Origin of the sequence: Agromyces sp. NPDC060279, assembly GCF_042726785.1 — a bacterium.
GTDB lineage: Bacteria > Actinomycetota > Actinomycetes > Actinomycetales > Microbacteriaceae > Agromyces.
Genome location: NZ_JBHXBK010000001.1, coordinates 387,288 through 412,794, shown reverse-complemented (window position 1 = coordinate 412,794; position 25,507 = coordinate 387,288). Strand labels below are relative to the sequence as shown.

Genomic DNA, 25,507 nt, shown 5'->3' with positions numbered 1-25,507 from the left:
CCCGACTTTCATGAAAGTCGGGCAAGTCGGTGAGGGGCGGATGGCGCGGGCCGGTGTGCGGCGGCAGCGGCGTGCGCGGCCCGGGGGAGCAGCGGGTCAGTCGCGCGCGGCGAGCCGCTCGAGCAGGGCGACGAGTTCGTCCATCTGCTTGGGCGTGAAGTCGCCCGTCGACACCGGGCGGTCGACCGCCTCGGCGCGCGTGGCCGCGTGGTAGTACAGCCCGTCGCCGATGAGCGTGATCGCGATGGCGAGCGAGGGGTCGTCGACGTACCGGCCGAGCGCGTCGAGCCAGCGCTGGCGCACCTCGTCGATCGCGCGCCCCGCCTCGCGGTCGCCGCCCTGGGCGAGCCGGACGACGGCGATGAAGCTGCGGTCGAGCGGGGTCTCGATCTGCACGGAGGAGCGCACGAAGTACGAGATCGGCCCGTCGGGCGCCGTGTCGATGCGCGCGATGTCCTCCTCGATGAGGCGATGGAGTCGCTCGATGAGCCCTTCGATGAGGGCCTGCCGGGTGCCGAAGTGGTAGAGCAGGCCGCCCTTGGAGACGCCGGCCTCGCGCGCGGTCGCCTCGATCGTGGCGGCGCGTTCGCCCTCGCTCGCGATGAGGTGCTCGAAGGCGTCGAGCACCGCCTCTCGGGCGGCTGGGGGTCGGCTCATCGGCCCAATCCTAGGTGCGAAATGACGCTCACCTCTGTTACTATACCAGCCGGACGGTACAGAAACTGAGATGGAAATGAACGAGAACACCAGCACGTCGTCGACCGAACGCCTCGGCCACTCGACGGATCCGACGCCCCGACCGGCCGCCCGGCCGAGCGGCGTCGGCGATCCCGCGAGCACGGGCCGCGCGCCCCGCCGCGCCTGGTTCGCGCTGGCGGTGCTGATGCTGCCCACCCTGCTCGTCTCCGTGGACAACACGGTGCTGAGCTTCGCGCTGCCCGAGATCTCCCGCGACCTCGCGCCGACCGCGGCCGAACAGCTCTGGATCATCGACGCCTACCCGCTCGTGCTCGCGGCGCTCCTCGTCGCCATGGGCAGCGCCGGCGACCGCTGGGGCCGCCGCCGCATGCTGCTCATCGGCTCGATCGGCTTCGCCCTCGTGTCGGTGCTCGCCGCCTTCGCCCCGACGGCCGCCGCGCTCATCGCGGCCCGCGCCGCCCTCGGCTTCTTCGGCGCGATGCTGATGCCCTCGACGCTCTCGCTGCTGCGCTCGCTGTTCACCGACCGTGAGCAGCGCCGGCTCGCGATCGCGGTCTGGGCCTCCGGCTTCGCGGCCGGCAGCGCCCTCGGCCCGCTCGTCGGCGGCGTGCTGCTCGAGCACTTCCCCTGGGGTTCGGTGTTCCTGCTCGCGGTGCCGGTGCTCGTGCCGCTCGTCGTGCTCGTGCCCATCCTGATCACCGAGAGCCGCGACCCGGCGCCGGGCCGCATCGACGTGTGGAGCATCCTGCTCTCGCTCGCGACGATGGCCCCCATCGTCTACGGCATCAAGCACATCGCGACCGAGGGGGTCGATCTCGTCTCGATCGTGGCGATCGTCGTCGGTCTCGTGGCCGGGTACGTGTTCGTGCGCCGGCAGCTCGCGAGCGAGACGCCGATGCTCGACGTGCGGCTGTTCACCACCGGCCCGTTCGGCGGCGCGGTGCTCGTGAACCTGCTGAGCGTCGTCTCGCTCGTCGGCTTCCTCTACTTCGTGTCGCAGCACCTGCAGATCATCGCGGGCCTGTCGCCCGTGAACGCCGGCCTCGCGCTCCTGCCCGGACTCGTCGTGATGATCATCGCCGGCCTCGTGGTCGTGCCGATCTCACGCCGCGTCCGCGCCCGGGTGCTCGTGCCCGCCGCACTCACCCTGTCGGCCGGCGGGTACCTCGTGGTCGCCTTCGGCGCCTCCGAGGGCTCGATGTCGGCGGTCATCATCGCCTTCGTGATGCTCGGCATCGGTATCGGCATGGCCGAGACGGTGTCGAACGAGCTCATCCTGACGAGCGCGCCGCCGGCGAAGGCCGGTGCCGCCTCGGCGGTGTCCGAGACGGCGTACGAGCTCGGCGCGGTGCTCGGCACCGCGGTGCTCGGCAGCATCATCGCCGCGCACTACGCGAGCTCGATGCTCGTGCCGTCCTCGCTGACGGCCGAGCAGGCGGATGCCGCCCGCGAGACGCTCGCCGGCGCGGCGGCCGTCGCGGCGGAGCTGCCGGCGAGCCAGGCGCAGCAGCTCATGGACGCGGCAGCGGTGGCCTTCGACGGCGGCGTGCTCGTCACCTCGCTGATCGGCTTCGGCCTGATGCTCGTGGCGGCGACGATCGCGGCGCTCACGCTCCGCAATCCGGACCCGTCGCGCGAGCCCGCCGAACACTGATCCCGGCATCCGGACAGGCGAACGGCCGCCGCCCGAGTGGGCGGCGACCGTTCCTCGTTCCGCGGCGTTCGGTGCGCGGACCGCGGCTCAGTAGACCTCGTCGTCGGGCGCGCTGCGCTCGGTGCGCGTGACGCGGTCGCCGGTTGCCGGGTCGATGCTCGTCTGCGAGGTCGCGACCGAGCGGCGCCTGCGTGCGAGCAGCACGATGCCGATGATCACGATGACGACGCCGGCGCCCATCAGGATGTAGCCGACGAGCTGCAGGTCGATCCAGTCGACCGTGAGGTTCAGCGCGAACGCGAGGATGGCCCCGATGACGAACAGCAGGATGCCGAATCCGATACTCATGACGGACCCCTTTCACTTCCCGGGGCAGATCGTGCCCCGGTTCGATGAGGCGGATGCCTCGTTCGGGGCCGAGCGTAGCGCGCAGGGCGGCACGCGGGACACTACGCTGGAGGGGCTGGCGCTCGAAGGAGAATTCATGGTAACGACGGTCAAACTCGCGGTCATCCCCGGTGACGGCATCGGTCCCGAGGTCGTGGCGGAGGCGCTGAAGGCGCTCGACGCGGCGACGGCCGACCGTGGGATCGAGTTCGACCGCACCGAGTTCCAGCTCGGTGCCGCCCGCTATCTCGAGACCGGCGACGTGCTCACCGACGACGACCTCGCGGCCATCAAGTCCCACGACGCCATCCTGCTCGGCGCGGTCGGCGGCGTGCCGGGCGACCCGCGCCTCGTCGGCGCGAACATCGAGCGCGGCCTGCTGCTGAAGCTCCGCTTCGACCTCGACCACTACGTGAACCTGCGCCCCTCGGTGCTGTACGAGGGCGTCCGGAGCCCCCTCGCCGAGCCTGGCGACGTCGACTTCGTCGTCGTTCGCGAGGGTACCGAGGGCCCGTACGTCGGCAACGGCGGCGCCATCCGCACCGGTACGCCGGCCGAGGTGGCCAACGAGGTCTCGGTGAACACGGCCTACGGCGTCGAGCGGGTCGTGCGCTACGCCTTCGGGCTCGCGGCGAGCCGGCCGCGGCAGAAGCTCACCCTCGTGCACAAGACGAACGTGCTCGTGTTCGCCGGCTCGCTGTGGAAGCGCACCGTCGACCGCGTCGCCGAGGAGTTCCCCGAGGTGACGGTCGACTATCTGCACGTCGACGCCGCGACGATCTTCCTCGTCACGGATCCTGGTAGATTCGACGTCATCGTCACGGACAACCTCTTCGGCGACATCCTCACCGATCTGGCCGGCGCAATCAGCGGCGGCATCGGACTCGCGGCCTCGGGCAACATCAACCCCGACGGCACGTTCCCGAGCATGTTCGAGCCGGTGCACGGTTCCGCGCCGGACATCGCCGGGAAGGGCATCGCCGACCCGACCGCCGCCATCGGCTCCGTCGCGCTCCTCCTCCGCCATCTCGGCGAGGCCGAAGCGGCCGAGCGGGTGGAGCGGGCGATCGCCGCCGACGTCGCCGAGCGCGGCGACCGGCCCCGATCGACCTCCGAGATCGGCGACCAGATCGCGGCACGCATCCAGGCGCTGCAGCCCGCGCACTCGTAGCATCCGAAGCATCCGAAAGAAGACGACCATGACCATCGACCTTCCCCTTCAGGCCCCCACCGCCGCCGGTCTCATCTGGCAGACGGTGCGCAACCCCGACGCGAAGTCCGACGCCGAGCGCGAGGCGATCCTCGCCGAACCGGGCTTCGGCCAGCACTTCACCGACCACATGGTCGACGTCTGCTGGAGCGAGAAGGGTGGCTGGCACCGCCCGCGCGTCTCGCCGTACGGCCCGATCCAGCTCGACCCGGCCGCCGCCGTGCTGCACTACGCGCAGGAGATCTTCGAGGGACTCAAGGCCTACCGCCACGCCGACGGCTCGATCTGGACGTTCCGCCCGCAGGCGAACGCCGCGCGCCTGCAGCGCTCGGCCAAGCGGATGGCGCTGCCGGAGCTGCCCGAGTCGATCTTCCTCGACTCGCTCCGCCAGCTCATCGCCGTCGACGGCGCCTGGGTGCCGAGCGCCGCCGAGACGAGCCTGTACCTGCGCCCCTTCATGTTCGCGAAGGAGGCGTTCCTCGGGGTGCGCCCGGCGAAGAAGGTCGCGTACTACCTCATCGCGAGTCCGGCCGCCGCGTACTTCCCGGGCGGGGTGAAGCCCGTGAACATCTGGCTCTCGACCGAGTACGCGCGCGCCGGCAAGGGCGGCACGGGCGCGGCGAAGACGGGCGGCAACTACGCGTCGAGCCTGCTGCCGCAGGCCGAGGCCGCCGAGCGCGGCTGCCAGCAGGTGCTGTTCCTCGACGACGACCGCAACCTCGAGGAGCTCGGCGGCATGAACGTCGTGCTCGTCACAAAGGACGGCCGCCTCATCACGCCCGAGTCGGACTCGATCCTCGAGGGCATCACCCGCGACTCGATCCTCGAGCTCGCCCGCGACCGCGGCCTCACGGTCGAGCACCGCAAGGTGTCGATCGACGAGTGGCGCGAGGGTGCGGCATCCGGCGAGATCGTCGGCGCGTTCGCCTGCGGCACCGCCGCGGTGGTCGTGCCGATCGGGCGCCTGCTCGCCGAGGACTTCGAGATCGTGCACGAGGGCGACGCCGCCGCCGAGCTCGCCCTGTCGCTGCGCGACGAGCTCACCGGCATCCAGTACGGCCGAGTCGAGGACCGCCACGGCTGGATGGTCCGGCTCGACGCATGACGACGGCTCCCAGGGAGCGCGCGACGGCCGGGTCCTTTCAGATCCGGCCGTTCGCCGTCTCGGACACGGATGCGGTCGTGGCGCTCTGGCGCGCGGCGGGGCTCGTGAAGCCCTGGAACGACCCGTACCTCGACATCGAGCGCAAGCTGACGGTGCAGCCCGAGCTGCTCCTCGTCGCGGAGGCGACCTCTTCAGCTGCCGTCGTCGGCTCCGCGATGGCCGGCTACGACGGGCACCGCGGCTGGGTGAACTACCTCGCGGTCGCCGATCCCGAGCGGGGCACCGGTCTCGGGCGCGCGCTCATGGCGGAGGTCGAGCGGCTGCTGCTCGAGCGCGGCTGCCCGAAGCTGAACCTGCAGGTGCGCACCTCGAACACCGAGGTGATCGCGTTCTACGAGCGGCTCGGCTACCGGCTCGACGACGCGGTGAGCCTCGGCAAACGGCTCATCCCGGACGGGCCGGACGCCTCGACGAGCCGCGGCTAGGCTTGGCGCATGAAGATCGCGCGGTTCAGCCATGACGACACCATCTCCTACGGCATCGTCGACGAGGACGAGCACGAGCTCGTCGTGCTGAAGGCCGACCCGCTGTTCGCGGGCTTCGACCCGACGGGGGAGCGCGTGCCGCTCTCCGCCGTGAAGCTGCTCGCACCGGTGATCCCGCGCTCGAAGGTCGTCGCCGTCGGCAAGAACTACCACGAGCACGCCGCCGAGATGGGCGGGGAGGCGCCGGCCGAGCCGCTGCTGTTCCTGAAGCCGAACACCTCGGTCATCGGCCCGGGCGACGCGATCGTGCTGCCGCCGCAGAGCGAGCAGGTCGAGCACGAGGGCGAGCTCGCCGTCGTCATCGGCCGCATCGCCCGCAACGTGCGCGAGGAGGACGCCGAGGACGTGATCTTCGGCTACACGGTCGCGAACGACGTCACCGCACGTGATCTCCAGCGGCGCGACGGGCAGTGGACCCGGGCGAAGGGCTTCGACACCTTCTGCCCGCTCGGCCCGGTCATCGAGACCGACGTCGACTTCGCGAACGGCACGATCGAGACCCGCGTGGGCGAGGAGGTGCGCCAGCAGGGCCGGCTCGCCGACCTCGTGCACTCGGTGCCCGCGATCGTCGCGTACGCCTCGAGCGTGTTCACGCTGCTGCCGGGCGACGTGATCCTCACGGGCACGCCCGCGGGCGTCGGCCCGCTCGTCGACGGTGACTCGGTCGAGGTGACCGTGTCGGGCATCGGAACGCTGCAGAACCCGGTGCGCGCGGCCGCGCAGTAGGCGTACGCGCCGCGCGGCTGCTACCGCGAGGCGACGGCGGCGCCGCGGAGGGCGCGGGCGGCGAGCTCGACATCCTCCTCGTCGTTCCAGAGGTGGAACGCGACGCGGGCGCGTCCGGCGCGCCCGGAGGCGACGATCCCGGCGGCGGTGAGCGCGGCGAGGTCGCAGCCGGTCTCGTCGGGCCAGCTCACGATCGCGCTGTCGGATGCCTCGAGGCCGATCGCCGCGCGGAACGCGTTCGCGAGCGAGAGGTCGTAGTCGCGCACGCCGGCGAGGTCGAGCGAGGCGGCGAAACCGAGGGCGGCCTCGGCGCCGGCCCAGGCGTTCCAGGCGGGGGAGACCTCGAAACGGCGCGCGCCCTCGGCGAGGTAGAGCTCCGGGCCGTAGCAGGAGGCCCACGGGTCGCCGCCCGAGTACCAGCCCGCAGTCGTGTGCGAGGCGAACTCGGCGATCGCCCGGTCGGAGAACGCGGCGAACGCGGCCCCGCGTGGGGCGCCGAGCCACTTGTACGCGTGGCACACGACGAGGTCGGCGTCGATGCCGGTCGTCGGCATCCAGCCGGTCGCCTGCGTCGTGTCGACGAGCAGCAGCGCGCCGTTCGCGCGGGCGGCGGCGGAGATCTCCGCCATCCGCGCCACTTCGCCCGTCGCGGACTGCACGAGCGAGCAGGAGACGAGCCAGGTGCGCTCGCTGATCGCGTCGGCAAGGGCGTCGAGCGGCACATGCCGCACGCGGAGATCGCCGCGTGCGAGGAACGGCGCGACGACGGAGGAGAAGTCGCCGTCGACGCAGAGCACTTCGGCGCCCGCCGGGGCGGAGGCCGCGGCGATGCCGGTGAAGACGGAGACCTGGGATCCGGTGGCGATGCGCTCAGCGGCGGTGCCGAGGAGCGTCGCGGCATGCCCGCGGGCGCGTTCGAGGGCGGCGGAGTAGTCGGGTGCGGTGGCCCGGCCGGCGCTCCAGCGCTCGAGGTCGGCGCGCACGGCGTCGCGGGTCGCGGCGGCCGGCAGGCCGAGGGTGCAGGCAGCGAGGTAGCCGCGCCCCGCCTGGAATGCTGAACGGACCGGATGCATGCTTCGAGTCTCCGCCGCGGTCGATTCATTCGACAAGAGCAGGTATTCGATCAATCACATGCCGCCCGCTTATGATTCGAGCATGTCGGATGCCTCCACCGAAGCCCTCGCCGACGCGATCGAGCTGCAGACCGTGCGGGTCGTGCGCGCCATCGCCGAGCACCGCACGCTCACGGCCGCCGCCGCGGCCCTCGGCTACAGCCAGCCCGCCGTGAGCCAGCAGCTGCGCCGCTTCGAGCAGCGCACCGGGGTCGCGCTCGTGGAGCGGGTGGGCCGAGGCATCCGCCTCACCGAAGCCGGGCGTGCGCTCGCCCGGCACGCGCACGCCGTCGCCACGAGCCTGGAGGCCGCGGCGGGGGAGCTCGCCGCCCTGCGGGGGCTGCGGGCGGGACGGGTGCGGCTCGTCGCGTTCCCCTCGGCCTCGCCGAGCCTCGTGCCTCGGCTCATCGCGGCGCTCACGGCGAGCCATCCCGGTGTCGAGGTCACTTACGTCGAGGCGGAGCCGCCCGAGGCGGTCGCCGCCGTGCGCGAGGACCGCGCCGACCTCGCGATCACCTTCAGCTACCCGGGCGACCGCAACGATCCGCACCGCGAGAGCGCCCGCGGACTCGAGGTGCGCTCGTACACGCATGAGCCGATGCGCCTCGTGCTGCCCGGCGACCACCCCGCGGCCGGATCCGACGTCGTCTCGCTCGCCGAACTCGGCGACGAGCCGTGGATCGCCGGCTGCCCGCGCTGCCGCGGGCACCTGCTCGAACTCTGCGCCGAGGCGGGCTTCTCGCCGCGCATCGCGTTCGAGACCGACAACTTCGTCGCCGTCGAGGGCATGGTCGCGCAGGGGCTCGGGGTGGCGCTGCTGCCGGCGCTCGCGCTCGCGGCCGCGCCGGGGCATCCGGCCGTCGTCACCCGGCCCACCGATCACGGCGACGAGCGCTCGCTGCACCTCGTCACCGCGCGCGGTGCGGAGCGGGTGCCCGCGATCGCCGCGGCCCTCGCGGCGCTCGCCGTGCTGCGGGAGGGCGCCGCCACTACGATTGACGGTGATGTCTGACACGGCCCACCCCACGACCACGGCGAGCGGAAGCGACATCCGCGTCCGCTTCTGCCCCTCACCCACCGGCACCCCGCACGTCGGGCTCGTGCGCACCGCCCTGTTCAACTGGGCGTACGCACGGCACACCGGCGGCACCTTCGTCTTCCGCATCGAGGACACCGACGCCGCGCGCGACAGCGAGGAGAGCTACCAGCAGATCCTCGAAGCGCTCGGATGGCTCGGCCTGAACTGGGACGAGGGCATCGGCGTCGGCGGTCCGCACGAGCCGTACCGGCAGTCCCAGCGCGGCGACATCTACGCCGAGGTCATCGAGAAGCTGAAGGCCTCCGGGCACCTCTACGAGTCGTTCTCGACGGCGGAGGAGATCGACGCCCGCAACGAGGCCGCCGGCCGCCCCAAGCAGCTCGGCTACGACAACTACGACCGTGAGCTGACGGAGGAGCAGAAGGCCGCGTTCCGCGCCGAGGGCCGCGAGCCCGCGCTGCGCCTGCGCGTGCCCGAGGTCGACCTCGGCTTCGACGACCTCGTCCGCGGCCGCATCGACTTCCCGGTGGGGTCGACCACCGACTTCGTCGTCGTGCGCCCGAACGGCGCGCCGCTGTACACGCTCGTGAACCCCGTCGACGACGCGCTCATGGGCATCACGCACGTGCTGCGCGGCGAGGACCTGCTGAGCTCGACGCCGCGCCAGATCGCGCTGTACCGCGCCCTCATCGACGTGGGCGTGGCGAGCTTCATCCCGCGCTTCGGGCACCTGCCGTACGTGATGGGGGAGGGCAACAAGAAGCTCTCCAAGCGCGACCCCGAGTCGAACCTGTTCCACCACCGCGACCGCGGCTTCATCCCTGAGGGGCTCGTGAACTACCTCGCGCTCCTCGGCTGGGGCTTCTCGGCCGACCGCGACGTGTTCAGCCGCGACGAGCTCGTCGAGAGGTTCGACGTCGCCGACGTGAACCCGAACCCCGCGCGCTTCGACCAGAAGAAGGCCGACGCGATCAACGGCGACCACATCCGCCTGCTGGAGCTCGCCGACTTCACCGCGCGCACCGTGCCCTACCTGCAGGCCGCCGGCGTTGTCGAGACGCCGATCACGCCCGCGCAGGAGGTCGTGCTCGTCGAGGTCGCCCCGCTCGTGCAGGAGCGCATCACCGTGCTCGGCGAGGTGCCCGGGCTCGTGTCGTTCCTGTTCACGGATGCCTCGGCGCTCGCGTACGACGCCGACGCCGTGTCGGGCTTGCCCGCGAACGCCGCCGAGGTGCTCACCGCGGCGCGTGCCGCGCTCGACGCGCTGCCCGCGGAGTCGTGGACGCACACCGAGATCGAGGAGGCCCTGCGCGGCGCCCTCATCGACGGGCTCGGCCTGAAGCCCCGCGTGGCCTTCGGTCCGGTGCGCGTCGCCGTCTCCGGACGCCGGGTGTCGCCGCCCCTCTTCGAGTCGATGCAGATCCTCGGCAAGATCGATTCGCTCGCGCGGATCGACCGCCTCGCGGGGGAGATCGCCGGGGCGTAATCGGTCCTGTTTCCTGTCGCGCGGCCCCGGCCCGCTGAGCCCCGCTCAGTTTGGCCGGGGCCGCGGCGTAGGCTACAGTTGACTCTCGGCCCGGTACTCCGGTTTCGGGCCATTGGGGTATGGTGTAATTGGCAACACGGCTGATTCTGGTTCAGTTGTTCTTGGTTCGAGTCCAGGTACCCCAGCAACGAATCGCTAGAGTTCCCTAGGAAGTCCAGCTTCCTCCTCCCTTCGTCGAGTGGCCCGATCTGGCGTCTGGTGACCAGATTGGTGACCAAAAACCCTCGCGAAGCGCGGTTTGTAGCCGTCTCTGCTGATGAGGTGCGCACTCGACCCCGCTCGTTCGCGCGGGTACGCGCTCCGCACCTATCTGGCATGGAAGCTCACACACGCACCGAGATCGAGCCCGCCTTTTTGACCCAGGCCGAGGTCGCCGTGCTGCTCGGTGTGCCCGAACGCACGCTCGAAGGCTGGCGGCTCACGAAATCCGGGCCGCCGTGGCTGAAGCTCGGCCGGCACGTCAAGTACGACCGCGACGACGTGCTCGCCTGGGCGCGGGAGCAGCGTCATGGCTAGGCCGAAGATCGCCGCGGGCGAGGTCGGCCAGGTGCAGGTGACGCAGCTCGCGAGCGGCAAATGGCGGGCACGCGCCCGGATGCGCGACGACTCCGGCGAACTGGTGCAGCTCCGTGCCGAAGGCACTACCGAGGCTGACGCCCGCGAGGAACTGCTTTCGCGCGCGAAGACGTTGACCACGCACACGAAGGCCATCGTCACTGCCGGATCGACCATCGCGGAGGCGGCGGAGGCGTGGCTGCCGACGGTGAAGGTGCGCGCCGAGAACGGCACGCTGTCGTGGTCGACGTATGAGAACTACGAGACTACCGTCCGTCTCACGCTCGTCCCCGTCTGTGGCGGCGTCACGCTGGAGGCGCTCACGGTCGGCCGCTGCGATCGGATCATCCAGAACCTCCTTGCCGACCGGGGAGTGTCCGCAGCGCGGAAGGCCCGTTCGGTGCTCTCGCTCATCTGCGGGTTCGCCGTGCGCGACGACGCGATCCCGACGAACCCGGTGCGCGACGTCACCCGACTGCCGACGCCGGAGAAGAAGACCTCGATGCTCACTCCGCAGCAGATCGAGGCGATCCGCTACCTCATGACCCGGTGGCGGGAGACGGAGGGCATGGGGCCGCGCCCGAACTGGCGGGCGCTCGTGGACGGCATGGACATCATGCTCGGCACCTCCGCCCGCGTGGGGGAGTGTATCGGGCTACGCCGTTGCGACGTGGACATGACCACTGCACCACCGACGATCCTGATCGACGGCACCGTGATCCAGAACAAGGTGCAGGGCGTCCAGCGCAAGAACGCACCCAAACGCACCCGACAGCGTCGCCGCGTCGCGCTGCCAGCTCTCGCAGCTGACGCGGTGCGACGCCGACTCGCGCTCGCAGAGGGAGGACCTGAGGCACTGCTGTTTCCGACGAAGACCGGCAAGCCGATGAGTGTCTCGAACTACGAACGCCTGCTGCGATCGTTCATCGATGACAACCGCGACCAACTCGTGCGCCTCGGTGTCGAGGTCGATGAGTACTCGACGCACATCTACCGGCGCACCACCGCGACACTCGTGGAGCGCGCGGCCGGACTCACGATCGCGTCACGGCTGCTCGGGCACGCGAACGAGATGGTCACCCGCACCAGCTACGTCATCACCGCCGAGCAAGTCGATGTTGTCACCGCCGACATCCTCGACACGATCCTTGGGACGTGAGTCATGCGGCTCGCCGGTCTCGCGGGACGAGCCGCGTACCTTCTCAACGAAGCCTTGCGCCTGTGCGAGAGGAGAGGTAACGTACCTGCACCCCAAGTCCATGAGCGTGCGGCGGCGGTGCGGAATCCCAACCGCCGTAGGTCGGCCGGGGATGGCTGCGCCGCGGTGCCGGGTCGACGCTCGGCGATGGGGGTGTCGATTCGGCACCCCCGTGAACGGCCTCCGGTTGTGCCGAATCGACACCACCGTCGTGGTGCAGATCTTGCACCACCGCGAAGCCCGAGCTCCGGAATTGCAGGCGGTGTCAATTTGCCACCGCCGTACGAGGAGTCGGCCAGCCAAGAATTTTGGAGGCCGGACGGTTCCGTCAATTTGGCGGCACCGTGGACGACGCGGATAAACGTGATGGACGGCGCGCACGCCCTTCGCTGATGGTCCCGGAAAATTGCCGGGACCGTCGCATCGGACCCTGAAGCGGTCGCCTCCGCACCTCGTGGAGCTATGAACGACCGCTTCGCGCTGTCCGGCCGTGCTGCCGGTTCGCGTCCGCAAACAGATGAGCCCCCGAGGTCGTCATAGAGCCGCTCGGCTGCATCGTTCGGCTCAACGATGCCCGCGCGTCACCAGCGCGCCGCGACCATGTACGGCGCTCCAGGAACCATCGTCGCCACTCTGCCCCAACCGTCTCGACCGCTCATCTGCGCCCCGGCGCAGACGCTCGCGCCACGCGCATCTCCTCAGATTCATTCATGGACGTATGCCACCGCGGGTGGGGCGTGCGCACCTCCCTCATGAGACGACTCGTGAGGAGGCCCGGGGTGAAGGGCGGTGTGATTCTGTTCCGCGGTATCGGCGCGGCCGCGCGCCGATACCTGGAGGCGGACAGGTCGACCGCGGACGAGTATTACCTGGAGGGCGGCACCGCGCTCGCGGAGTTCGCTGTCACCGACTCCGCGGGCGAGGTCATCGAGGCACGGATGCTCGACCCGGTGCAGTACGCCGCGTGGGTGGACTGGACGGACCCGATCAGCGGCACATCGATGGGAACCCCGCGCGGCGCGGGCGAGGGGATGCGGGGTTCGCCGCGGTTCGCGGAGATGGTGATCAACGCGCCGAAGTCCCTCTCCATCGCCGCCGCCCTGCACCAGGAGGTCTCTGACGTGCTCGACGTCGCGCAGCAGGATGCGGCGGCGGAGATCCGACGCTGGCTCGCCCAGCACTCGGTTACCCGGATCGGGCCTCGGCACGCCCGAGAGATTGTGTCGGTGCAGCAGTTGCAGACCGTCGCGGTCGCGCACAAGACCAGCCGTGCGGGTGATCCGCATCGGCACATCCACTTCCAGATCGGCACCCGCGTCTACGCCGCGGGGAAGTGGCGCGGTCTGGACACCGCCGCGCTGTTCAAGCAGCAGGGTGCGATTCGCGCTCTCGGCACCGCGATCATCGCCGCGCACCCGCAGCTTGCGGCCGTGCTCGGGAAGCACGGGCTCACGCTCGATCCGGTGACGGGAGGGGTCGCGGAGCTGGAGCCGTTCAACGCGGCCCTGTCGAAGCGCGGTGCGCAGGTCGAACGCAATCTCGCCACCTTCGAGGCCGAGTGGGAAGCTGCGCATCCCGGCGAGGAGCCGGGGCCGGTGGTGCGGGCGCGGCTGAAAGCGAAGGCGTGGGAGCACGAACGCCCGGGGAAGAAGCCCACGGTGCTCGGCAGCGAGGCCGGCTGGCGCGTGGAGCTCGAAGACGCCGGCTACAGCCCGGGTGCGCCACGGGCGCACAGGCCTGTACCGGTCGCGCTCGACGAGCTGCGGATCGAGGAAGTCGCATCTCGTGCACTTGACCGTGCGGCGGCGGGCGCATCGGCGTGGACGGTGCACACGGTGCGCGAGCACGTCACCCGCATCACCACCGAGCACGGCGTCCAAGCCACACCCGAGGAGCTGCGAGAGTTCCTGCAACTGGCGACGCAGCTCGCAGCATCGGATTGCCTCTCCGTCCTCCCACCCGGTGTGCCGAAGCCGGAGCACGTCGCGCATCTGACATCGCTGCGCGTCGTCGCTGCCGAGACGGAACTGCGCGACCTGCTCACCGCACGCGCGGAGAAGTCCAACCAGCGCATCCCGGACGTACACGAGCTTGCGGCACAGGCGGGTCTGGACGAGGACCAGAAGCGGGCGGCCGCAGCCGTCGCATCCGCCAACCCGCTCGTCGTGGTCGAAGGCGCCGCGGGGTCGGGTAAGACGACGATGCTCAAGACGGCCATCGAAGCCGCGGCGGGCCGTGGGACGCGGGTCGTCACGCCGACGAAGAAGGCCGCCGACGTCGCTGCGAAGGAACTCGGCATCCCGACCGACTCCGTGGCCGCGCTCGTCTATGCACACGGGTTCCGGTGGAACAGCGACGGCGTGTGGACACGCCTGCGGCCCGGTGATGCCGATCCCGAAACCGGAAGTACCTACCGGGGGCCGGTGTATGAGGCGCGTCTCGCGCGAGGTGAGCGGATCGTCGTCGACGAGGCAGGGATGCTCGACCAGGACTCCGCCCTCGCCCTGTTGCAAGTCGCGGACGAGGCCGGGGCGACTGTCGCGCTCGTCGGAGACCCGGCGCAACTCGCTGCGGTCGGGCGCGGAGGTGTGCTCGACATCGCCATTAAACTCACCCCAGCAGTCGTGGATATGACGAGCCTGCACCGCTTCACCGACCCCGCGTATGCGGCGCTCACGCTCGAGCTGCGGCATGCCCGCAACCCCGTCGCGATCTTCGATCGGCTGAACGAGCACGGTCTGATCATCCTGCACGACACCGATGAGGACGTGCAGGCGGCCATCGCCACGACGACGAGTACAGCGGATGCGATCACCGCGGCGACGAACGACGAGGCCCGGTCGCTGAACGAACGCATCCGCGCCGGGAGGGTCGACCGCGGCAAGGTCGATGACGCGCGGACGGTGTTCGGCAGCGATGGCCTGCCCATCGGTGCTGGGGACGTGATCCAGACTCGCCGCAACGAGTCCGCACTCGGCGTTGCCAACCGGCAGACCTGGACGGTGCAGTACGTTGGCGAAGACGGCGCGCTGAGCGTTATCGAGACCGGAAACGGCCGTAAGCAGCAGCGCACCGTGACTTTGCCCGCAGAGTACGTGACCGAAGACGCGCACCTGGCCTATGCGGTCACCGCGTACGGCGTCCAGGGCTCGACGGTGAACGCGGCACACACGTTGCTCTCCGACGCGCTTGATGCGGCAGGCGTTTATGTCGGCATGACCCGCGGGCGCGGGACGAACAAGCTGCACATCGTCGCCAGTGATCTCGCAGACGCGAAGCAGCAGTTCGTCGATGCGCTCGCCCGAGACCGCGCCGACCGCGGCCTGGAAGACGCCACCGAACGCGCCCGCGAGGCCGTCGCGGACCTCGTTGCAGACGGGCCGATGTCCATCGTGAGCGCGGAGCGCGACCGGATTCTCGAACGGATCGCGAAGGCTGACGCGGAGCGCGAGCGCTGGCTCTCGGCAGCCGCCAGATTGCACGACCAGTCCCAGCGGCACAAGGCCGAGTACGAGCCGCAGCGGGAGCTGGCGGAAGCCGCCGATGCGAAGGCTGCTGCCGTGCTCGCGAACGTTGTGGAGTCGCTGACACGGGAGGCAGTCGCGGATGGCGCCACGTTCCTGGCTGCGCAGCAGAACGCGATCGCGGCACGCCGGGCCAAGGAAAGCGCGTCTCGGTTCCGCAAGCGCTCTGCCACCCGCACCGCGAACAACGCCGACGCCCGGCGTGCGGAGACAGAGCGGGTTATGCGCGGCCGGTGGCAGAGCGCCCCCGGTAGCGAGAGCAATCTGCCCGCGTGGTCCGAGTCAGTCGCCCAGCACGAAGCCAGCCACGTGCCCGCGGTCGTCGAAGCACGCGCGGAAGCCACGCAGGCGCGCCAGATCGTCAGAGAGATCACCGCACGGCAGTCGCGGGAGCACACGGCGATGTACGAGCGCGCCCTCGGGAACCGGCGTCCGAGCGCGATTGCCGCGCGGGTGAATGCCCTGCGCGAGCAGGCAGCGCAGGATCGCCGCTACCTCGCCCAACTTGATGTGCTTCCACAAGATGACGCAGTGCGGCTTGTCCACGAGCGTGCAGCGCAAGCCGAGGCGCAGCGCCTCGTCGCCGAGGAAACCCGCAGAGCGGCGGAAGCACGGGCGACGCGGCTCGACGCCCCGGCGTTTGAACGGGACCGCGGTCGCTCCCCACATAGCGACGGCCCGTCACTTTAGTCGTGGCGCGGCAGCCGAGCTGAGCAAGACTAAACCGGGAGAAACCGGCCAAAAGATGGTTGCGCCGCTAGGCTCTGAGCTATGACCTCGTCCGAACTCGTCTCAGCGGTGCTCTCATGAGCGAGCCCTGGCTGTCTGCCGACGACATCGCCGCTCACCTGGGCGTTACCAAAGAGACGGTCTACGTCTGGATCGCCGACAAGGGGATGCCCGCGCACAAGGTGGGGCGTCTGTGGAAGTTCCAGGCTTCCGAGGTCGATGAGTGGGTGCGGCGTGCGGGCGCGTCGGATACCGACAGTTCTGACTCAACGCGGGGGCGGGGCTGAGTGCGCATCATCGACAACGTCAACGAGCTGCTCGGCGACGATCTGAAGGCAGAGGTGAAGGCAGGGTCGCGCCTGCGCATCGCGGCGTCGACGTTCTCGATCTTCGCGTTTGAGGCACTCAAACGAGAGCTGTCGCAGATCAAGGAGCTGGAGTTCATCTTCACGGCTCCGTCCTTCAACACCGCGAAGGCAACGGACAAGCCGGCCCCGGAGCGCCGACAGTTCGAGGTGCGTCACGGTGACGTGTCGAGCCTGTATGGCTCGGAGTTCGAGATCCGACTGCGGAACAAGCTCACGCAGCGCGCCATCGCGCGGGAGTGCGCGGAGTGGGTGCGTCAGAAGGTGACGTTCCGCTCGAACCGCACTGGAGCACCGATGCAGCCGCTGGCGGCAGTCGATGACACCACGGCGTACTTCCCGATCCAGGGCTTCACCACCGCCGACCTCGGCTATGAGCGCGGCCCGGCCACCTCAAACTACGTCACGAAATTCGAGGGAGCGAACGAGACGCGCCAGTTCGTCCAGCTCTTCGACCAGATCTGGCACAACCCCGAGCAGCTCGACGATGTCACGCAGACGGTCTACGACCACATCGCGTCGGTCTACGCCGAGAACTCGCCGCAGCGCGTCTACTTCCTGATCCTCTACAACCTCTTCAGCGAGTTCCTCGACGACCTCAACGAGGACGTGCTGCCGAACGACCTGACCGGCTACCAGGACACCGCGATCTGGAACGCGCTCTACAACTTCCAGAAGGACGCGGCGACCGGGGTCATCAACAAGCTGGAGACCTACAACGGCTGCATCCTCGCCGACAGCGTGGGCCTCGGGAAGACGTTCACCGCGCTCGCCGTCATCAAGTACTACGAGCTGCGGAACAAGTCTGTGCTCGTCCTTGCTCCGAAGAAGCTGGCGGAGAACTGGACGAACTACAACGCGAACCTGACCACGAACATCTTCGCCAAGGACCGCTTCAACTACGACGTGCTCGCGCACACCGATCTCTCTCGCGAGTCGGGGGAGTCGCTCGGCATCCCGCTCGACCGGGTGAACTGGGGCAACTACGACCTCGTTGTCATCGACGAGTCGCACAACTTCCGCAACGCCGACTTCATGGAGGAACGCGAGACCCGCTACCAGCGCCTGATGCGCAAGGTGGTCCGCGAGGGCGTGAAGACGAAGGTGCTGATGCTGTCAGCGACACCGGTGAACAACCGTTTCAACGACCTGCGCAACCAGCTCGCCCTCGCCTACGAGGGTGAGTCCGCCCAGCTCGCCTCCAAGCTCAACCTCTCCACCAGCGTCGAGGAGGTATTCCGGCAGGCGCAGCGCGTCTTCAACGAATGGTCGGACCTGCCCCCGGAGGAGCGCACCCCCGAGGCGATCCTCGCCCGGCTCGATTTCGACTTCTTCGAGCTGCTCGACTCGGTCACGATCGCCCGATCCCGCAAGCACATCCAGGCGTTCTACGACACCGCCGACATCGGAGCGTTCCCCGAGCGACTCCAGCCCGTCTCGATCAGGTCGCCGCTCACCGACCTGCCGGGCACGCCGACCTTCAACGAGATCTTCGACCAGCTCCAGTCGCTCACCCTCGCGGTCTACGCGCCGCTGTCCTACGTCTTCCCGAGCCGCATCGAGAAGTACGAGGTGCTGTACGGCAACGTCGGCGGTGCGAAGAACCGGGCAGGAGGCTCCACGGAGAACCTCGGCGCGGCGAACCGCGAAAAGGGCATCCAGAAGCTCATGACGGTGAACTTGCTCAAGCGCCTGGAGTCGAGCATCGAGGCGTTCCGGCTGACCCTCAGCCGCCTGGAGTCCACTGTCGAGGAGGCGCTCGACGCGATCGACAGCCGCGCGAGCGCGATCACCGATGTCGCCGCAGGATTCGACGACGTGGAGGCCGATGACGACGACTTCGACGTGCCCACGAGTGGCACGGTTGGCAAGAAGGTGCAGGTCGACTTGGCCGACGTGGACGTCGAGTCGTGGAGCCGCGATTTGATGCACGACGGCCAGATCATCGCGAACCTGCTGACGTCGATCTCCGGCATCACCGCCGAGCACGACCTCAAGCTCCGCACGCTGAAGGAGCGAATCGAGGCGAAGTTCGCCGACCCGATTAATCCCGGCAACCGGAAGGTGCTGATCTTCTCGGCCTTCGCTGACACGGCTGAGTATCTGTACCGGGAGCTTTCACCGTTGCTGAAGCAGGGTGGCTTTGACAGTGCGTTGGTCACCGGCCAGGGCAATCCGAAGACGACCCTCGGCAAGGGCTACGGCTTCCAGCAGACCCTGACCCTGTTCTCGCCGCGTTCGAAGCAGCGGCACCTGACGATGCGAAACGAGACCGCGGAGATCGAGGTGCTCATCGGCACCGACTGCATCAGCGAAGGCCAGAACCTCCAGGACTGCGATTACCTCGTCAACTACGACATTCACTGGAACCCGGTGCGCATCATCCAGCGGTTCGGCCGTATCGACCGGATCGGCTCGACGAACGAGCGCATCCAGCTCGTCAACTTCTGGCCCGATATCTCGCTCGACGAGTACATCAACCTCAAGGAGCGGGTGGAGAACCGGATGGTCATCGCCGATATCACGGCGACGGCGGACGACAACATCCTCACGCAGGAGGCCAGCGACGCGGCCTTCCGCAAGGAGCAGCTCCGCCGTCTTCAGGACGAAGTAATCGAGATGGAGGACGTGCGCACGGGCATCTCGATCACCGACCTTGGGCTGAACGACTTCCGCATGGACCTCCTCGGCTACATCAAGGACGACCCGACCATTGCGACCTCCCCGAAGGGGATTCACGCGGTCGTTCCCGCTCAGCCGGACAAGGGGCTGAAGCCCGGCGCGCTCTTCGCGTTGAGAAACATCAACGCCGACGAGATGCTGCACCGGGGCAATCGCCTTCACCCGCACTATCTCGTGTACCTCGACACCGAAGGCAACGTCATCGCCGACCACACGGAGGTGAAGTACCTGCTCGACCTGATCCGCGCCGGATGCCGCAATCGTGACGAGCCCGCCTGGGAGGTGTGCCGCGTCTTCAACGCTGCCACCCGCGACGGTGCCGAGATGGGCAAGTACAGCAGCCTGCTCACCGAGGCGATCCGCTCCATGATTGACCTGACCGAAGAGCGCGACCTCGACAGCCTCTTCAGCCCGGGCCACACCACCGCCTTGCAGCAGACGATCACCGGCCTCGACGACTTCGAGCTGATCGCTTTCCTCGCCATCGTCGAGGAGCCCGTCGAGTGAGAGATGTCCTCTACCGCTGGCCGCAGAGTGCGGCATTCGGCCGCACCGTGCCCAAGACCAAGTTCTACGAGCACGGCAACGTCCGCACGGCGCTGCGCGAGAAGTTCATCGAGGACGTCCAGCGCATCACCTGGGACTACAAGCTCGCGGAGTCGACCATTCGGCTGAAGGGCACGGAGGCTGTCCCGGAGATCCAGGTCTTCGCCGTCGAAACGAAGGGCAGCGATGTCCCCGACGATGTGCTCGCGGCGATCGACAAGTCCGTGCATTTTCCAATCGTCTTCGAGATCAGCACAGGCGAGATGGTGCGCACAGTCGCCGCGCTGAAGACGCTCGGCGGCAGCACGCCGAAGGTCGGCTCGTACTTCTCGACTGCGTGGCTCCCGATCGCTACTGACCGCCAGCCGCTCCCGGCAGCCATCGACCTGCCTGCACTCTACGAGTCGCTACTCACCTCGCTCCTGCCCGTGGCGACACGCCGAGGGGAGTCTGTGTCGGATGCCACCGGGAGAATGGACAGGGCCCGGAAGCTCGAACGTGAGATCGCCGCGCTGGAGCGGAAGCTCCGCAATGAGCCCCAGCTCAACCGCAAGGTCGAGCTACGCAAAGCACTGAAGGAACACCAGGCTGCGCTCGCGGCGCTGGTGTGAGAGGGAGAGATGACGAAGCCGGACAAGCTGGAGCTGCGGTCAGCCGACGTGACCCGCAAGAACGTCGAGGCGATGGCGGCGCTGTTCCCCCACATCGTCACCGAGGGCCTCGATGACGACGGCAACCTCATCCACGCGATCGACTTCGAGGCACTGCGGCAGGAGTTGAGCGATTTCGTCGTCGAGGGCAAGGAGGTCTATCAGATCGACTGGCCGGGCAAGCTCGCCGCCGAGTTTGCGTCCAATGCGCCCATCGCCAAGACCCTGCGGCCCAATCTCGCTGACTCCGTTGACTTCGACACGACGAAGAACCTCTTCATCGAAGGTGACAACCTGGAAGCGCTGAAGCTCCTTCAGGAGCCTTATCTCGGCAAGGTTCGCTTGATCTACATCGACCCGCCATACAACACGGGTGGCGACCTCGTCTACCGGGACGACTTCTCGTCCTCTACGCAGGAGTTCCTCTGGAAGTCGCGCCAGGTGAACGAGGCCGGCGAGAAGCTCGTGTCCAACACCGAGGCGAACGGGCGCTTCCATTCGGACTGGCTGAGCATGATCTACCCGCGGCTCCGACTGGCCAAGCGATTCCTTGCCCAAGACGGCGTCATCCTGGTCAGCATCGACGATGCAGAGCAGGCATCGTTGCGCCGCCTGATGGATGAGGTCTTCGGGGAACAGAACTTCATCGCGCAACTCGTGTGGGAGAAGGGACGTAAGAACGACGCGAAGCTCTTTTCCAATGGTCACGAGTACGTGATGGTCTATGCAAAGTCCAAGTCGACGCTCCGTGAACGCAAGACAACCTGGCGCGAGGAGAAGCCGGGTGCGCGCGAGATCTGGGACGAGTACCTCCGGCTTCGTGAGATCCATGGTGCAGACGACTCCGCCATCGAGCATGACCTTTCGGCATGGTTCTCCGCGCTGCCCCGCACAGATCCCTCAAAGAAGTGGGCGCGCTACAAGCGGGTCGATGCGAACGGGCCGTGGCGCGACGACAACATCTCCTGGCCCGGTGGCGGAGGCCCTCGATACGACGTGATCCATCCCGTCACAGGCCAGCCGTGCAAGGTGCCAGAGCGCGGATGGATCTGGCCTGATCCGGAGACGATGAAGGAGAAGATCCGGCTCGGGATCGTCGTGTTCCGGGACGATCACACAGAGCCACCCCTCCGGAAATCGCATCTCCGCCCTATCGTGGGCGAAGAGGATTCTGAGGGTGTCGAGCAGGATGCCGGAGATGACGTCGAACTTGCCGTCCAGGTCCGAGGCACCTACTTCTATCGTCAGTCGCAGACCTCTGTAAAGCACTTGAGGGCGTTGATGGGTGCCCAAGTGTTTAACAACCCCAAGGACCACGAGGTCTTGTCCCGCCTGTTCGAGTATGTCCTTGGCGGCAAGGGAGGCATCGTGATGGACTTCTTCGCTGGTTCTGGCACCACTGCCGAAGCCGTCTTCGACCTCTGCGCCCGAACCGGGCTCAACTGCCCGGTGATCCTCGTGCAACTCCCGGAGCTGCTGGAGGACAATCTCAAGTCGGCGACCGGTTCGGCGAAGACAACGATCCAGAACGCGATCAAGCTACTTCAGAAGCTCGACAAGCCGCTGAACATCGCCGAGCTGACCAAGATCCGCATCCAGAAGGCCGGTGCGCAGATTCTGGCGGATCGCAAGCCCTCGGAATGGAACGGCGACACCGGCTTCCGCGCGTTCTCGATCGACACGAGCAACTTCACGGACATCACCACGACCCCGGACGCGGCCGATCAGGAGACGCTGCTGGGCCTCGTGGAAAGCGTCAAGCCCGACCGCAGTGGTTTGGACGTGCTGTTCGAGGTGCTGATCGCCTGGGGGCTTAACCTCTCCGCGCCGATCAGCGTTGAGTCCATCTGGGGCCACGAGGTCTACTCCGTCGAGGACGGTGCTCTGCTTGCCTGCTTCGATGACCAGCTCGATGAGGCGCTGATCCGCGCGCTCGCGCTGCGCGCGGCAGCGGACACCACGCAAAAGGTTGTCTTCAAGGACACCGGATTCGCCTCGGACGACGCGGCGATCAACGCGCACCAGGTGTTCGAGCAGCTCTCGCCTGACACGACGGTCAAGGTGATCTGAACAGATGAAGCTGCAATTCAAGGTTCAGGAGTATCAGACCGCCGCCGTGCACGCCGTCGTGGACTGCTTCCGGGCCGTGCACCGGCAGCCGTTCGCCGACAACATCACCTACAAGATCGACCCTGGTCGCACGACCGGCCGACGCGGCCTTCCCGAACTGGATCATGGCGTCGATGAGGCCGCCGCCGCGACGGGTTACGGCAACAGTGCCATGCTCCTGAACCCCGCACAGCTTCTCGACAACATCCAGGCGGTGCAGCGTCGCACGAGCGGGCTCCCGCTCTCGGGCGAGCTGATTGCGAGCCCGGCGGCTGGGCTGAACCTCGATATCGAGATGGAGACCGGCACCGGGAAGACCTATGTCTACATCAAGACGATCATGGAGCTTCACCGGCAGTTCGGCTGGTCGAAGTTCGTCGTCGTCGTCCCGAGCGTCGCGATCCGTGAGGGCGTGAAGAAGTCCTTCGAGATCACCGCCGACCATTTCCTCGCCGAGTACAAGGCGCAGGCCAGGGCCTTCGTCTACGACTCCGAGCATCTCGAAGACGTTGAGACCTTCTCGTCCGACACGGGCATCCAGGTGATGATCATCAACGCGCAGAACTTCAACCGCGACGCGAAGAAGGCCGACCAGGATTCTGCCAAACGCGGTAAGTCGTCGGGCCTGAAGATGTTCAAGACACTCGACGGGTTCAAGTCCCGTCGCCCCATCGACGTGATCGCCGCCAACCGCCCGATCCTCATCATCGATGAGCCGCAGCGTCTCGGTAGCAACCCGTCGAAGCCCAGTGAGACGCTGAAGGCGCTCGGACGGTTCAACGCGCTCTTCGCGCTCCGGTACTCCGCGACCCACGCCATCGAGCACAACAAGGTCCACAGACTCGATGCCCTTGACGCCTACAACAAGAAGCTCGTCAAGAAGATCGCCGCACGCGGTATCAGCGTGAAGGGACTCGCGGGGAGTAGCGCTTACTTGTACGTCGATGGTCTCGAACTCGGCAAAGGCGCAGACTTCCCGAAGGCTCGAATCGAGATCCAACACCAGCCGAAGAACGGGAGTATCGGGCTCAAGACTGTCAAGGTCAAGCAGGGTGACCGGCTTCACGACATCTCCGGTGGGATCGAAGCGTACAAGGGGCTCGTCATCGACGACATCGACGCGATCGCCAACACCGTCACCCTCCTCGACGGGCAGGTGCTTCAGGGCGGTCAGGTCACCAACGACGTCACCGACGAGCAGAAGCGGCGGCTCCAGATCCGCGAGGTCATCCGAGCCCACCTCGACAAGGAGCGACAGCTCTTCGGCCTTGGCATCAAGGTGCTCTCCCTCTTCTTCATTGACGAGGTGCTGAAGTACCGCGACTATGACCAGCCCGACCGGCTGGGGGAGTACGCCCGTGTCTTCGAGCAGGAGTACGAAGCCCTCAAGACCGAGCGGCTCGGCGAGCTCGACCTTGACGAATCCGGGGCGGCATACCGGACCTTCCTGGAGCGTGACGCGGTACGCGATATCCACAACGGCTACTTCTCCGTGGACAAGAAGACCGGGCGCTGGGTCGACAGCGACGCCTCTGACGCATCCGACGAGAAGGGCAAAGGGCTCTCGAAGGACGCGGAGGCATACGACGCGATCCTTCGGGACAAGGAGAAGCTCCTCGACCGCGACTACCCGCTCCGCTTCATCTTCAGCCACTCCGCTCTACGCGAGGGCTGGGACAACCCGAACGTGTTCACGCTCGGATTCCTCAAGAAGGCCACCGCGGGGGACTCACGCCGCCAAGAAGTCGGGCGCGGTCTCCGTCTCGCCGTCGGCCACAATGGTGACCGAACCGACAACCCGGTGACCGTCCACGACATCAACGTCCTGACCGTCGTGACCGAGGAGTCCTACGTCGACTTCGTCGCAGGGTTCCAGAAGGAGACGCTGGGCCTCCTCAGCGCACGGCCGCGGAAGGCGACGCCCGAGTTCTTCGTCGGGGCGATCCTGCGCGACGCCATCGCCGGCACCGAGCACAAGATTACGCTCGATGAAGCGAAGCAGCTCCAGCACTGGCTCATCAAGCACGACTTCATCGACTACGACCAGCACCTCACCGACCAATGGCTCGGCCGCGCCGACTTGCCCGAGATCCCGGCGATGCCGCCCGCACTCCAGCCGTACTTTTACCAGGTCGCTGACCTGATTGACTCACTGCACGTTCAGGCCCCGAAGGTCGACGACGGGCGCAAGGCGAAGGTCGTGCCGATGAACAAGGTGAACTTCAACAAGAAGGAGTTCCAGGAGCTCTGGGAGCGAATCAACCACCGCGTCGTGTACCAAGTCGCGTTCGACTCTCAGGAACTCATCGACAACTGCATCCGCGTCCTCGACACGTCGCTCGAAGTGGCTCGACTCCAGTATGTCGTGACCGAAGGCGTGCAGCGTGATGTCATCGAGGCGGAGCACCTGGAGTCGGGCGAGAGCTTCAAGATGACGCGCACGAAGTCGTCGGAGTCGACCCTTAGCGCTAGCTCCACGGTGCCCTATGACCTGATCGGCGAGATCGCTGAGAAGACCAAGCTCACCCGCCGCACTGTGGCGACAATCCTCCGCGGCGTCACGCCCAACACGTTCGCGAAGTTCAAGCAAAACCCTGAGCAGTTCATCACCGAAGCCGCTCGACTCATCCGTGAGCAAGCCGCAGCGACGATGGTCGAGCATATCGAGTACGACGTCCTCGATGACCGCTACGACGCCTCGATCTTCACCGAGAACCAGACCGCTCAGGATCTCTCGAAGGCCGTGCACACGCCCAACAAGAACGTCTACGAGTACGTCCTCGACGACTCACAGGTCGAGCGCGACTTCGGTGCAGCACTCGACATCAGTCAGGAGGTGTCGGTCTTCACCAAACTCCCGCGTGGGTTCAAGATCCCGACCCCGCTCGATGACTACAACCCCGACTGGGCGATCGCGTTTCAGGAGGGATCGGTCAAGCACGTCTACTTCGTCGCCGAAACGAAGTTCTCCCTTTCATCGCTGGAACTGCGCGGCGCGGAGAAGGCGAAGATCGACTGTGCCAACAAGCTCTTCGAGAAGCTCGATCAGGTGGCCGGCACTCCGGGCATCAGGTACCACGGCGTGACCAGTTACGACCATCTCCTGCAGCTCGTGGGGGCGTAGCG

Annotated in this window: 18 protein-coding genes and 1 tRNA gene; 16 read left to right on the top strand and 3 right to left on the bottom strand. The window is 67.7% G+C overall.

Annotation, left to right across the window (positions count from 1 at the left end; all coding sequences use genetic code 11):
- Nucleotides 1–96: 96 nt before the first annotated feature.
- Nucleotides 97–657, bottom strand: coding sequence for a TetR/AcrR family transcriptional regulator (locus ACFWE1_RS01915; protein ID WP_376931863.1), 561 nt, complete (start codon nt 655–657; stop codon nt 97–99).
- A gap of 76 nt (nt 658–733) precedes the next feature.
- On the opposite strand from ACFWE1_RS01915, the gene ACFWE1_RS01910 reads away from it, so the two are divergent.
- Nucleotides 734–2,353 (top strand): MFS transporter, encoded by a 1,620-nt coding sequence (locus ACFWE1_RS01910; protein ID WP_376931862.1) that lies wholly within the window; start codon nt 734–736, stop codon nt 2,351–2,353.
- 87 nt (nt 2,354–2,440) lie between these two features.
- Here the strand turns inward: ACFWE1_RS01910 and ACFWE1_RS01905 are convergent, their stop codons facing one another.
- Nucleotides 2,441–2,701: a DUF6458 family protein gene (locus ACFWE1_RS01905; protein ID WP_230763012.1), complete on the bottom strand. Its 261-nt coding sequence runs from the start codon at nt 2,699–2,701 to the stop codon at nt 2,441–2,443.
- A gap of 136 nt (nt 2,702–2,837) precedes the next feature.
- Here ACFWE1_RS01905 and ACFWE1_RS01900 point away from each other — a divergent pair, with 136 nt between their 5' ends.
- Genes ACFWE1_RS01900 through ACFWE1_RS01885 form a run of 4 tightly spaced genes read left to right on the top strand, consistent with a single transcriptional unit; the run spans nt 2,838 to nt 6,326 of the window.
- Nucleotides 2,838–3,911: a 3-isopropylmalate dehydrogenase gene (locus tag ACFWE1_RS01900; RefSeq protein ID WP_376931861.1), complete on the top strand. Its 1,074-nt coding sequence runs from the start codon at nt 2,838–2,840 to the stop codon at nt 3,909–3,911.
- Nucleotides 3,912–3,939: 28 nt separating this feature from the next.
- Nucleotides 3,940–5,055: a branched-chain amino acid aminotransferase gene (locus ACFWE1_RS01895; protein WP_376931860.1), complete on the top strand. Its 1,116-nt coding sequence runs from the start codon at nt 3,940–3,942 to the stop codon at nt 5,053–5,055.
- Nucleotides 5,052–5,540, top strand: coding sequence for a GNAT family acetyltransferase (locus ACFWE1_RS01890; protein WP_376931859.1), 489 nt, complete (start codon nt 5,052–5,054; stop codon nt 5,538–5,540). Before ACFWE1_RS01895 ends, ACFWE1_RS01890 begins: the two co-directional genes overlap by 4 nt.
- 9 nt (nt 5,541–5,549) lie before the next feature.
- Nucleotides 5,550–6,326: a fumarylacetoacetate hydrolase family protein gene (locus ACFWE1_RS01885; protein ID WP_376931858.1), complete on the top strand. Its 777-nt coding sequence runs from the start codon at nt 5,550–5,552 to the stop codon at nt 6,324–6,326.
- A 20-nt stretch (nt 6,327–6,346) separates the two neighbouring features.
- On the opposite strand, the gene ACFWE1_RS01880 is transcribed toward ACFWE1_RS01885, so the two are convergent.
- Nucleotides 6,347–7,399: an aminotransferase class V-fold PLP-dependent enzyme gene (locus ACFWE1_RS01880; protein ID WP_376931857.1), complete on the bottom strand. Its 1,053-nt coding sequence runs from the start codon at nt 7,397–7,399 to the stop codon at nt 6,347–6,349.
- An 82-nt stretch (nt 7,400–7,481) separates the two neighbouring features.
- Between ACFWE1_RS01880 and ACFWE1_RS01875 the strand changes: the two genes are divergently transcribed.
- The 11 genes from ACFWE1_RS01875 to ACFWE1_RS01825 all read left to right on the top strand — a co-directional run bounded on the left by ACFWE1_RS01875 (nt 7,482) and on the right by ACFWE1_RS01825 (nt 25,505).
- Complete coding sequence (locus ACFWE1_RS01875; protein WP_376931856.1) at nt 7,482–8,450, top strand: LysR family transcriptional regulator; 969 nt, start codon at nt 7,482–7,484, stop codon at nt 8,448–8,450.
- Nucleotides 8,443–9,963 carry a glutamate--tRNA ligase gene (gene gltX, locus ACFWE1_RS01870; protein WP_376931855.1) on the top strand — a complete coding sequence of 507 codons (1,521 nt, stop codon included), beginning with the start codon at nt 8,443–8,445 and terminating at the stop codon, nt 9,961–9,963. The genes ACFWE1_RS01875 and gltX overlap by 8 nt, the downstream gene beginning before the upstream one ends.
- A 113-nt stretch (nt 9,964–10,076) precedes the next feature.
- Nucleotides 10,077–10,148, top strand: a tRNA-Gln gene (locus tag ACFWE1_RS01865).
- Between the two features lie 190 nt (nt 10,149–10,338).
- Nucleotides 10,339–10,539 carry a helix-turn-helix domain-containing protein gene (locus ACFWE1_RS01860; protein WP_376931854.1) on the top strand — a complete coding sequence of 67 codons (201 nt, stop codon included), beginning with the start codon at nt 10,339–10,341 and terminating at the stop codon, nt 10,537–10,539.
- Nucleotides 10,532–11,737, top strand: a complete 1,206-nt coding sequence (locus ACFWE1_RS01855) for a tyrosine-type recombinase/integrase (protein WP_376931853.1) — start codon at nt 10,532–10,534, stop codon at nt 11,735–11,737. The genes ACFWE1_RS01860 and ACFWE1_RS01855 overlap by 8 nt, the downstream gene beginning before the upstream one ends.
- 818 nt (nt 11,738–12,555) lie before the next feature.
- A complete protein-coding gene (mobF, locus tag ACFWE1_RS01850) occupies nt 12,556–15,990 on the top strand; it encodes a MobF family relaxase (protein ID WP_376931852.1) in 3,435 nt (1,144 codons plus the stop codon).
- 116 nt (nt 15,991–16,106) lie between these two features.
- The gene (locus ACFWE1_RS01845; RefSeq protein ID WP_376931851.1) at nt 16,107–16,316 is read left to right on the top strand and encodes a helix-turn-helix domain-containing protein; all 210 of its coding nucleotides are present in this window, start codon (nt 16,107–16,109) and stop codon (nt 16,314–16,316) included.
- Complete coding sequence (locus ACFWE1_RS01840) at nt 16,317–19,583, top strand: helicase-related protein (protein WP_376931850.1); 3,267 nt, start codon at nt 16,317–16,319, stop codon at nt 19,581–19,583.
- On the top strand, nt 19,580–20,233 hold the full coding sequence (locus ACFWE1_RS01835; protein WP_376931849.1) for a DUF4391 domain-containing protein: 654 nt from the start codon (nt 19,580–19,582) through the stop codon (nt 20,231–20,233). The genes ACFWE1_RS01840 and ACFWE1_RS01835 overlap by 4 nt, the downstream gene beginning before the upstream one ends.
- A gap of 9 nt (nt 20,234–20,242) precedes the next feature.
- Nucleotides 20,243–22,342, top strand: a complete 2,100-nt coding sequence (locus ACFWE1_RS01830; RefSeq protein ID WP_376931848.1) for a site-specific DNA-methyltransferase — start codon at nt 20,243–20,245, stop codon at nt 22,340–22,342.
- 4 nt (nt 22,343–22,346) lie between these two features.
- On the top strand, nt 22,347–25,505 hold the full coding sequence (locus tag ACFWE1_RS01825) for a DEAD/DEAH box helicase family protein (RefSeq protein WP_376931847.1): 3,159 nt from the start codon (nt 22,347–22,349) through the stop codon (nt 25,503–25,505).
- Nucleotides 25,506–25,507: the final 2 nt, after the last annotated feature.